The organism is Candidatus Afararchaeum irisae (assembly GCA_034190545.1).
Classification (GTDB): domain Archaea; phylum Halobacteriota; class Halobacteria; order Halobacteriales; family Afararchaeaceae; genus Afararchaeum; species Afararchaeum irisae.
The window spans coordinates 1-8,721 of record JAXIOF010000069.1 but is presented as its reverse complement, the minus strand read 5'-3'; the positions used below and the strand labels follow the sequence as shown (position 1 = coordinate 8,721).

The 8,721-nt window shown below is 50.4% G+C and carries 6 protein-coding genes; 3 read left to right on the top strand and 3 right to left on the bottom strand.

The window, feature by feature from the left end:
* Window positions 1–72: 72 nt before the first annotated feature.
* On the bottom strand, window positions 73–351 hold the full coding sequence (locus tag SV253_08010; protein MDY6776002.1) for a hypothetical protein: 279 nt from the start codon (window positions 349–351) through the stop codon (window positions 73–75).
* A complete protein-coding gene (locus SV253_08005) occupies window positions 314–1,273 on the bottom strand; it encodes a hypothetical protein (protein ID MDY6776001.1) in 960 nt (319 codons plus the stop codon). The genes SV253_08010 and SV253_08005 overlap by 38 nt, the downstream gene beginning before the upstream one ends.
* Window positions 1,274–1,494: 221 nt before the next feature.
* On the opposite strand from SV253_08005, the gene SV253_08000 reads away from it, so the two are divergent.
* A complete protein-coding gene (locus SV253_08000; protein MDY6776000.1) occupies window positions 1,495–4,116 on the top strand; it encodes a PD-(D/E)XK nuclease family protein in 2,622 nt (873 codons plus the stop codon).
* On the top strand, window positions 4,109–6,982 hold the full coding sequence (locus SV253_07995; GenBank protein MDY6775999.1) for an ATP-dependent DNA helicase: 2,874 nt from the start codon (window positions 4,109–4,111) through the stop codon (window positions 6,980–6,982). The genes SV253_08000 and SV253_07995 overlap by 8 nt, the downstream gene beginning before the upstream one ends.
* A gap of 351 nt (window positions 6,983–7,333) precedes the next feature.
* Here SV253_07995 and SV253_07990 read toward each other — a convergent pair whose 3' ends face one another.
* Entirely contained in the window at window positions 7,334–8,224 is an 891-nt protein-coding gene (locus SV253_07990) for a hypothetical protein (GenBank protein MDY6775998.1), read from the bottom strand.
* 157 nt (window positions 8,225–8,381) lie between these two features.
* On the opposite strand from SV253_07990, the gene SV253_07985 reads away from it, so the two are divergent.
* Complete coding sequence (locus SV253_07985) at window positions 8,382–8,684, top strand: ribbon-helix-helix domain-containing protein (GenBank protein MDY6775997.1); 303 nt, start codon at window positions 8,382–8,384, stop codon at window positions 8,682–8,684.
* Window positions 8,685–8,721: the final 37 nt, after the last annotated feature.

Below are 8,721 nucleotides of genomic sequence, written 5' to 3'. Positions count from 1 at the left end.
TGGCTCACAGCCTTCGCCGCTCTCCACAATGCTATGCTCCAAAGTTAACACCCCTAGTAGAGGTTAATTGACTCACTCAGCTGTCTGAATCTCCGTCCGTATATCTGTTAATTCTGATTTCACTTCACTCTCTATTTCATCTTGCTCTTCGTCAATTTCGTTTGCAGTCTCTCGAATAGACGTAGTCTTCTTTCGAATTGTGCTGAACCTATCGATCAAATCGCTTACTTCACCTACTGCGTTCTGAACTGTTTCGGGATCAAAGGCTGTACCCGTATCAACGTAGCCCTGGATAGCACGTGTCTTTGCCCAGTTATGTGCTATTTCGAAGAAAGCCCGGCTCGGGGTCATCCTCCTCGTCCTCGCTTAACGCAACGGAGAGCCTCTTGCTATCGAACTCGTGAAAGTAGCCGACCTTGTCAGGGATATAGGACTCACATTCAAAAACGATCACGCCGTAGTCCGCATCCCTGTTTTCGATAGCATCCTCAAGCTCCTCCTTAATATCTGGCTGAGAGTATCCGCTGTCGCTCTTCGCCTCAACCACTATTCGCTGTCCTGTATCATTAAGAGTGACAACGAAGTCACCGACCTTACGACCCCCTATCTCACCAACTTTTTCGCCCGTATGCTCGACTTCGTCATTAGTGCCGTAGACGAGGTCAGAGAGAATATTTCCGACTGTCTCTTCGAAATCATCGCCTTTCAGCGTGGTCTTTCGTCGAAGCTCCTCAGCAGTCTCTTCTTCTTCGATCTTGTCGCGTAAAGACCGAATTTGATCCTGTAGAGCTTGCTTGAGTCTGTACGTCGGTGTCCCTTCGGTGTCTGGGTCGAGGGCATTCTGTATACGTTCACCGTTCTCCCCTAGCTCCTCATCAAGACGCTCCTTGAACGGGCCATCCTCCGCGAACGCATCCTCAATATGCTGTCGGAGATGACCATCCTGACCAAGGTGATCCTCAAATATTCTCGGGACACGTCCGTCTTCGCCGAACTTCTCCTCAACTTCTTCTTCGATACGCCTAATCTCTTGCTCAAACTCCTGCTGCATCTCGGTGAATTTACGCTCAACGTACTCCTCCTGCTCAGAAGTTTCAGCGAGGTCTATCGTGGTAACTCCAATTCTGAGAGCACGCTCAAAAGCCTCCATTCGCTCTTGTTCTGACTCGAACTCTTTTAGGTAATCCACTACTGTTGAGTCAGCTATTTCAGTTTCACGGATAGTGACTCTGTCATCCTCAATCTCGATAGAAGAAGGTTCTTCGGTAGCCATGGATAACTCTTGATAGAACTCATTCTGGAGAAACAAAAATCCTTGCCCGTGAGAAAAAGGATATGATAATACGGGGACTCTGATGATAGAATCTAGTCTAGTGATAGAGAACCAGAGTCCAAACGATGCTTCAGCTTGCTAAAATGTTCACAGTAGTTATATATGAATAGGATCCCCCAGACCACCGTTTGATTTAAGTTCGAAATTATCGATGTGAAAACGTGACCATTCAGAAGGCAAAGACGGTAGAGGAGATATACGACGAGGTAAAGAATTATGACCTCGTTCTCACCGTCGATGCTCCTCTCTCGGACGCCATAAACACGCGTCTTGAATCCCCCGTTCTCGGCAACTTCGCGATAACTCCAAGACGACTTGTCTACAGCCAGAGACAGAACCAGGATCTGATCGACAGACGCCAGCTGTTCATAGAGGTTATACACAGAACCGACCTGACGTGGAAGCAGTCGGTATACCTCCTCGACAACATAATCGACTGCTGGCAGGAGACGGGCAACCTGCACCGCATACTCGAATACCCCGAGTTCGACAGCAGGGCTACACGCCAAGTGATCAACGTCATAGAGAACACCGAGAACATCTTCAGGGCGATGGACGAGTACACTGTTGACGAAGACCTCTCCGTAGCTGTTGTGGCACTTCACCAGTTCAACGCTCTCGACAGAAAGGTTCTGCCCGAGAACTACGACGTCATCGACCCTCTGAAGGACGAGGAGCACGAGCTCCCCGAGTTCAAGGTGTTCAACTCGGCAACGAGCCTGATTCAGGCTATCCGTGACAACGTATCACCACAGAACGCCCACGAAGCCGCCGTGGTTATGAATCCCGACAGCCAGTACCGTCCTCTCGCTGAGTCGGCGCTACAGGCCGATGACATCCCCTACATGTACACCGAGGAGTTCTCGGATAACGAAGACCTGCGGACATTCTTAAAGATACTCAGAACCGCGCTCTCGGGCAGCCGCCTCCGAGTCAGCGACCTCCGTCCCATACTCCCCGAAATAGACAAAGACATCCGGGTAACCCATAACGAGAAACTCTTGCATGAGATAGACGAACTCGACGGCTTCAAAGAGTTCGCCGAGAAGTTAGATGATCTGACGTTCGACGAGGCTGTGTCCGAGCTTGAGGACCTATCGCGGTCCAAGTTCGAGGACGAACTACGCGAAAACCTCGAAGAACTCGGCATACTCGACAGCCGTGTCACAGAAGAAAACGTCAACGGACTTGAGTACTATCTCGACACGTTCGATATCCCCGAGGAAGAAGGCAACTACGGCGTTCTGTTCGCCTCCTCGCTCGCAGCCGCATATGTGGACCGACCGTTCGTCTTTCACGTCGGACTCGATGCCTCATGGACGCACGATATACCCTATAAGCCCTGGACCGACCGCGAGAAACACGAGGAAAGGTTTCTCAAGGATTTTCAGATTCTTCTCCAGAACGGGCAGAACACGTATTTCTTGGTCCAGGATACGATCAAGAACCAGAAGGTGACTCCCTGTTTCTACTTCTACGAGCTTCTTTCGAACGACGCAGAACGATTCATTGACTTCGATAACCACGCCAAGTACAGAAACCCTCTGCCATCGGAGGGTGAGGGATTCGATCCTCCAACCGACAACGAATACGAATTACCCCCAAAAGAGATACAGACTCTCAGCCAGTCAAGCCTCAAGAAACTGGTAAGCTGCCCGCGTCAGTACTTCTTCTCGCGTGTGCTTGATATACCGAGGACGTATTACTTCGAGCGCGGAGAACTCCTCCATGACTTCGCGGAGTTCTACGTCAACCACCCCGATTTTGTACTTGATCGAGGTGCAGACGATTTCGTAGAAATCATGCTTGACTCCATCTCTCCCTATGTCGATCCTCTCGAACTCGATATCTACGAAACCGATTTCAGGATAGGCATAAAGAACATAATCGAGTTAATAGACAGCGAGGAGGTTGAGGAGTTCGATATCGAAGGATACGAGAAGGAGGACAGCACCAACACGTTCAGCCAGCACTACAATCTCCCGCTGGAGTCGAAGATAACCGAGGTAACCTTCGACAATCCCGACATCGGCGCGAAGGGACGCGTGGACCTTCTGGGGTCGGACGACCACATCATCGATTACAAGACAGGGAGTATGAGCAACGTGTACAGGTCCTCGCTGGTGAAGAAGGCGAAGGTCGATCTTCTGGATGACGATGATACCGACCCCAACTTTCAGTCGATACATTATCTCATGCACCACCGCGAGGTGATCCCTAACTCCGATCTCTATTTCAGTTTCTTCTATCCACTCGATAACGTCGAGGACGATTTTGACGGCAACAGGGACCCCTACGACAGCCTGCTGACAATCGATTACTACCCGCGGACCTTCAGAGAGCATATCCCCGAGAGAGAAACCTTCGACTACCTCTACAGAGCAAAAACGAGAAAGAGACTACTCGACCCACTCGGATACGAAAACTACAGGGAGGTTTTCTTGGACCTCAGCGTGTCGAACGAGGCTCTCTACGACAAAGATATGATACAGGAGGAGCTATTTGACGAACTCGTTCGCGAGTGCCATACCTACCTCGAAATAGGCAGGGGCAAGGACCTGACCGAGAACCAGCTGGAGAGCGCGGTAAAATCGATACTAAAGAAGCTGGTGACCTACCACAAGAACTGTTTCTTTGAGGACGACGTCGACCGCCATGAGGAGTTCGTGAACGAGAAGATAGACGAGGTCAACAGATACCGGAGGACGCGCTTCCCTGTTGGCGACATAGATCGTGAGGACCTCGATAGAGAGTTCATGGATCTGGTGATAGAGGATGATTGATCCGAACGATCAACAGGAGAAGCTGATAGAAAGCACCGAAGGCATACATGTCGTAGACGCAGGTGCAGGCACGGGCAAGACTTTCGCTGTCACAAGGCGATACGCGAACATACTTGAATCAAAACCAGTAGAGCCCGACGACCTTCTTCTCCTGACTTTCACCAACAACGCTGCCGATGAGATGAAAGAACGCATCATAAGAAGATGTGAGTACGATGCTCCCTCTTTACGTGAGGCACCCATCTCCACGTTTCACAGCCTCTGCAACCGCATCCTTCAGAGACACGGCTTCGACTCCCCGCGCCTTCTCGGCATCGATAACTCGCTTTCGCCCTCTACCCGCGTGATAGAGAACGAGTTGATCGAGGGACAGGAGTTCAGGAGGTTCTACCACAGGTACATCGACGAGAATCCCGAGTACGAGGACTACCACCGTGTGGTGAGCAACCCGGGAGAAGTTCTGGGTCTGATAAAATCGCTCGCTTCGAAGGGCATAATACCTACCGACTCGGGATGGTACAGAAACTCAGAAGAATATCTCGACGGTAACTTTGACGAGTTCAGGGAGCTCTTCGACGAGGCGAACAAGCCCCGAAACGACGGTAACTCACAGTCCCTCCTTAGAAAGAAGCTTAATGGGTACGACAAAAAGAACTTTCTCCCCGATGCTCCCGAGAAGGGAGAGATACGTGAATCCGGACCCGATAAGCAGATCAGCAAATCCTACGCGGGTGAGGCATTTTACGACGACCGCGACGAACTCAAGGACTTTGTACACGACATATATCTCTCCTACATCGAATACGCTCTCGACCGCAACTACCTCAACTACAGCTTTCTGCAGATCTTCGCCTACGCCCTCCTTTGCGAGGATCACAGCCTCAGGGACGAGTTGAGATACAGCTACGTTATGATAGACGAGTTTCAGGACACCAGCGAGATACAGTTCAAGCTCGCGTTGCTTCTGTCTCAGAAGGACAACCTCTGCGTGGTCGGCGACTGGAAGCAGAGCATATTCAGCTTTCAGTACGCGTCTGTGGAGAACATAACGCGGTTCGAGGATCGCCTGAGAAGATACAGAGACGAGTTAAACGAGGATTATCAGCGTGTGGATTATCCTGTCGACAGCGTCAACACGATAAGCCTCATAGAAAATTACCGTTCGAGCCAGGAGATACTCGACTTCTCGAAGCAGTCATTGACTCTCAGAGGATCAAAACGCGAGAGGATAGAGGAGGACGTGCTGAGTGACTTCACTGAACTCAACGCAAAGAACGACAGCGAACACACGAGCATCGAGTCCTTCACCAGTAGCAGCGAGAAAGAATCCGTGCTGACCAAGATACAGGAGATAGTGGATAACGACGACTATCTCCTTGAGTTCGAAGAGGACGGTGAAACTGTTGAACGGACCCCCGAGTACGGAGACATAGCAGTGCTTACAAGAACGCGGGAGTTCGGGAGAAAGCTCTACAGAAAAGCCCGTAACCACGACATACCCGTATCGTACGAGGGTCCGATACAGCTTTTCAGAACCAACCCCGGAATAATACTTCTCGCGTGGCTGAGAGTGCTTCACGACAGAAGCTCGGAGAGAGGGTGGTCGGTAATACTTGAGAACGCCGGCTACACTCTTGACGAGGTAAATCATATCCTCGAAAAAGGGGAGTATCCCAGCGCAATGATCGAGTTCAGGCAAGAACTTGATCAACTACGCGACCCCTCCGCGGTAGCCAGAAAGGTCTTCAGCCGGTACGGTATATGTGATGGTTTCTCCGACGGTATCATCAACGTCCTCCAGTCCACCTTCAACAACACCTACATGAACACAGGGGAGCTCGTTGATTTCATAACCGCGAGCATACGTGAGGGAGAAACCTACGAGGTCGACAACAGCCTTGACGAAAACGCTGTAACCGTACAGACTATCCACGCCGCGAAAGGGCTGGAGTATCCGATAGTGTTCATCGCCGACATCAACAACAACCGCTTCCCATCCCGTGTAAGTAACTCCTCGAACATAACCTATGAGGACCCCATGGGGATCAGACAGAAGAAGCTGTACAGCGATGGACCTGATACTCCTGCCTACCTCTACGATAACTGGAGGACGGAGATCATCAATAAATGTCTCGGCAACGACTACGATGAGGAGCGCCGTCTAATGTACGTCGCCATGACGCGTGCCAAGAGATATCTGTTCTTCAGCGCCGACTCGGAGAACTCAAGCCGGTTCTTCCGAGAACTCGAAACCGAAACAGAGCCGAAGGAGCTCTCCCCAGATATACGCGAGTCCAGACACACCGAATCCGAGAGAGAGGTTCTCGACATCGAGGAGATACCGGAGCGGTCGTACATGAAGATGTCACTTCATTCGATCATGGAAAGGGTTGAAACCTCCGTAGATGGAGAAGGGACCGAATACGGGAGCAAGGTCCACGAGTTCGCGGAGGATTACGCTCTTGGTGAGGATGTAAAGCCGGAAAATCCCGACGAGGAGAACGTACGACGGCTTATCGACTCCCTTGAAGGAGGACTGATTGTAGAAGAGACAGCGTTTCTACCGCTTGATATCGGTGACGATCACAGGCAGGTAACTCTGGAGGGAGTGGTCGATCTTATACATGTTAGTGAAGAGGAGAGCAGTGTAGATATTATCGACTACAAGACCGACCGTAGCCGTGAGGCAGAAAGTGAGTACAGAAAACAGCTAAGCGCCTACTACAACGTCCTGAACGAGGTGTTCGATAGCTCGGAGGTCTCCACGTATATCTTCTACACTCATATGGATGAGCTCGTCGAAGTCGATCCAATGTCCAAGAAAGAACTGGCTGACGTTGTGGGGAGAAAACTAGAAAGCTGGTAACCTCCACTCAAAACCAGTAGCACAGACATGCAGGATATACGTTGGGAGTAGATCACAACGTTCTATCATGCACTATGGCTTCTACCTCGTATCAGTTAGAAACTATAATTCTTTGCTTCATTCGCCTCTTCTGGCCAGAAATCCGGTTATGGCACCTGCAATCCCAGTAGGGATACCCACTTGGAGCATTATACTTAACTGCCCTGTAGGATCGCTAGACAGCGCTAGAATCGGTCTATTTTAGTATAGGTAGAAGCGACGAGAGATTGCTGATGATGATTGTAGATAGTAATCTCCGTCGTTTTGGAACGCTTGTGTTCCAACGTATGTGAATCTTCGATTCACAACACTTCACGGAAAGATGCGTAAAGCCTGATTCAGGTGCTGCCACCACTCATCCGAGTCATTCTCCGAGTTTTTAGCCAGGTTCCAGTGTGTATCAGCCAGCTTCTGAGCCACATTTTTCTTCTCGTTCTCACTATCCGCCAGTTCATAGACTTCGTCCAGCAGATCTAGATCCTTTTCAAGATCCTCGGTCTCACTGCTGTCCATCAACTCCTGCAATCGGTGTTTTCTCTGCAACTCCTCACTCATCCACACAACATCTCCATCTAAATCGATAGCGTAGAGAGGATCGGAATCAGGGCTTTCAGACAGGTACACCTGAGTCTCGTCTTCTTCCTCCTTGAACTCTAAGCCCATCTTGTTACCTTCCTGATTCTCGTGTTTCAAGACCTGGCTGCCTTCACTGAGGTCAAAGACGTACGTAGAGCAGTCCGGATTCAACGTGGCGACAGCAGCGTACTCACCGTCTCTGGAGAGGGCTGAAGCTCCGACGTTTGCATCAAAACCGTGGCTGAAAACCTGGTCACCACTGGCATCAAACACGTACAGCCTGCCGGACAAGTCTTCCCGGCTCTCACCGTCAATAGCCAGCACACTACCAGTATCACTTACCCTCGCATCCTCGATACGCTCTAACTCTGTCGTGAACTGCAGGTCTTCATCTCTTAGGAGGAAGAGCCTGTGAATCTCGTTTTTCACCTGCATAGCCTTTCCGTGGACTACTATCCATTCGCCGTTCTCCGACTCCGAGGACTCAGAGAAAAATCGGTTCCCCTGGTACTCAACATTAGGCAGATCAATTTTCAAGCCGGACGCAGTCGACGTTTGAGAACTACTATCGGGTGTAGAACTCTCCTGTGAACCGAACAGGCCAGTCAGGAAATCCAGTAGTCCCATACACGGCGAATTAACCCTCAAATTTCAAAGGTCTAACCCAAACATCTGTCGAGAGCGAGTAATCCGTTCTTTTTGAAGGGTGGATGCGACGCGTTCGTCACACACCGAACAGTTTTAAATCTGTGGTCACAATGTACATACAACAGGTGATTTGAGCATGGGCAGTACCAGGGTCAACTTCCGTCTCCCAGAAGACTTGATTGAGAAGGCGGACGTAGCGGCTGAAGTCAGCAAGAAAAACCGAACCGAGATCGTCAAAGAGGCGCTTCAAGACTACCTGGATGACATTGAGGACGACGAGAAGTTCAAGAAGGCAGTCGTAGAACTCTACCTCGACGACCAGATCGGGTTCGAAGTCCTCAAAGAGTTTATCGGACGACAGGACGCTGAATCTGTACGCGCCTCGAAAACCATTCTGGAACAGGGCGAAGATCTAGCCGATGACCTCGCAGAACTGTAGTGATCCCCTGGTATGATCGTAGCGGACACAAGCGCCC

Excerpts from the sequence above, each read along its gene's own strand:
- SV253_08010 (MDY6776002.1), bottom strand. The coding sequence starts at position 351 with ATGACCCCGAGCCGGGCTTTCTTCGAAATAGCACATAACTGGGCAAAG.
- SV253_08005 (MDY6776001.1), bottom strand. The coding sequence starts at position 1,273 with ATGGCTACCGAAGAACCTTCTTCTATCGAGATTGAGGATGACAGAGTC.
- SV253_07995 (MDY6775999.1), top strand. The coding sequence starts at position 4,109 with ATGATTGATCCGAACGATCAACAGGAGAAGCTGATAGAAAGCACCGAA.
- SV253_07990 (MDY6775998.1), bottom strand. The coding sequence starts at position 8,224 with ATGGGACTACTGGATTTCCTGACTGGCCTGTTCGGTTCACAGGAGAGT.
- SV253_07985 (MDY6775997.1), top strand. The coding sequence starts at position 8,382 with ATGGGCAGTACCAGGGTCAACTTCCGTCTCCCAGAAGACTTGATTGAG.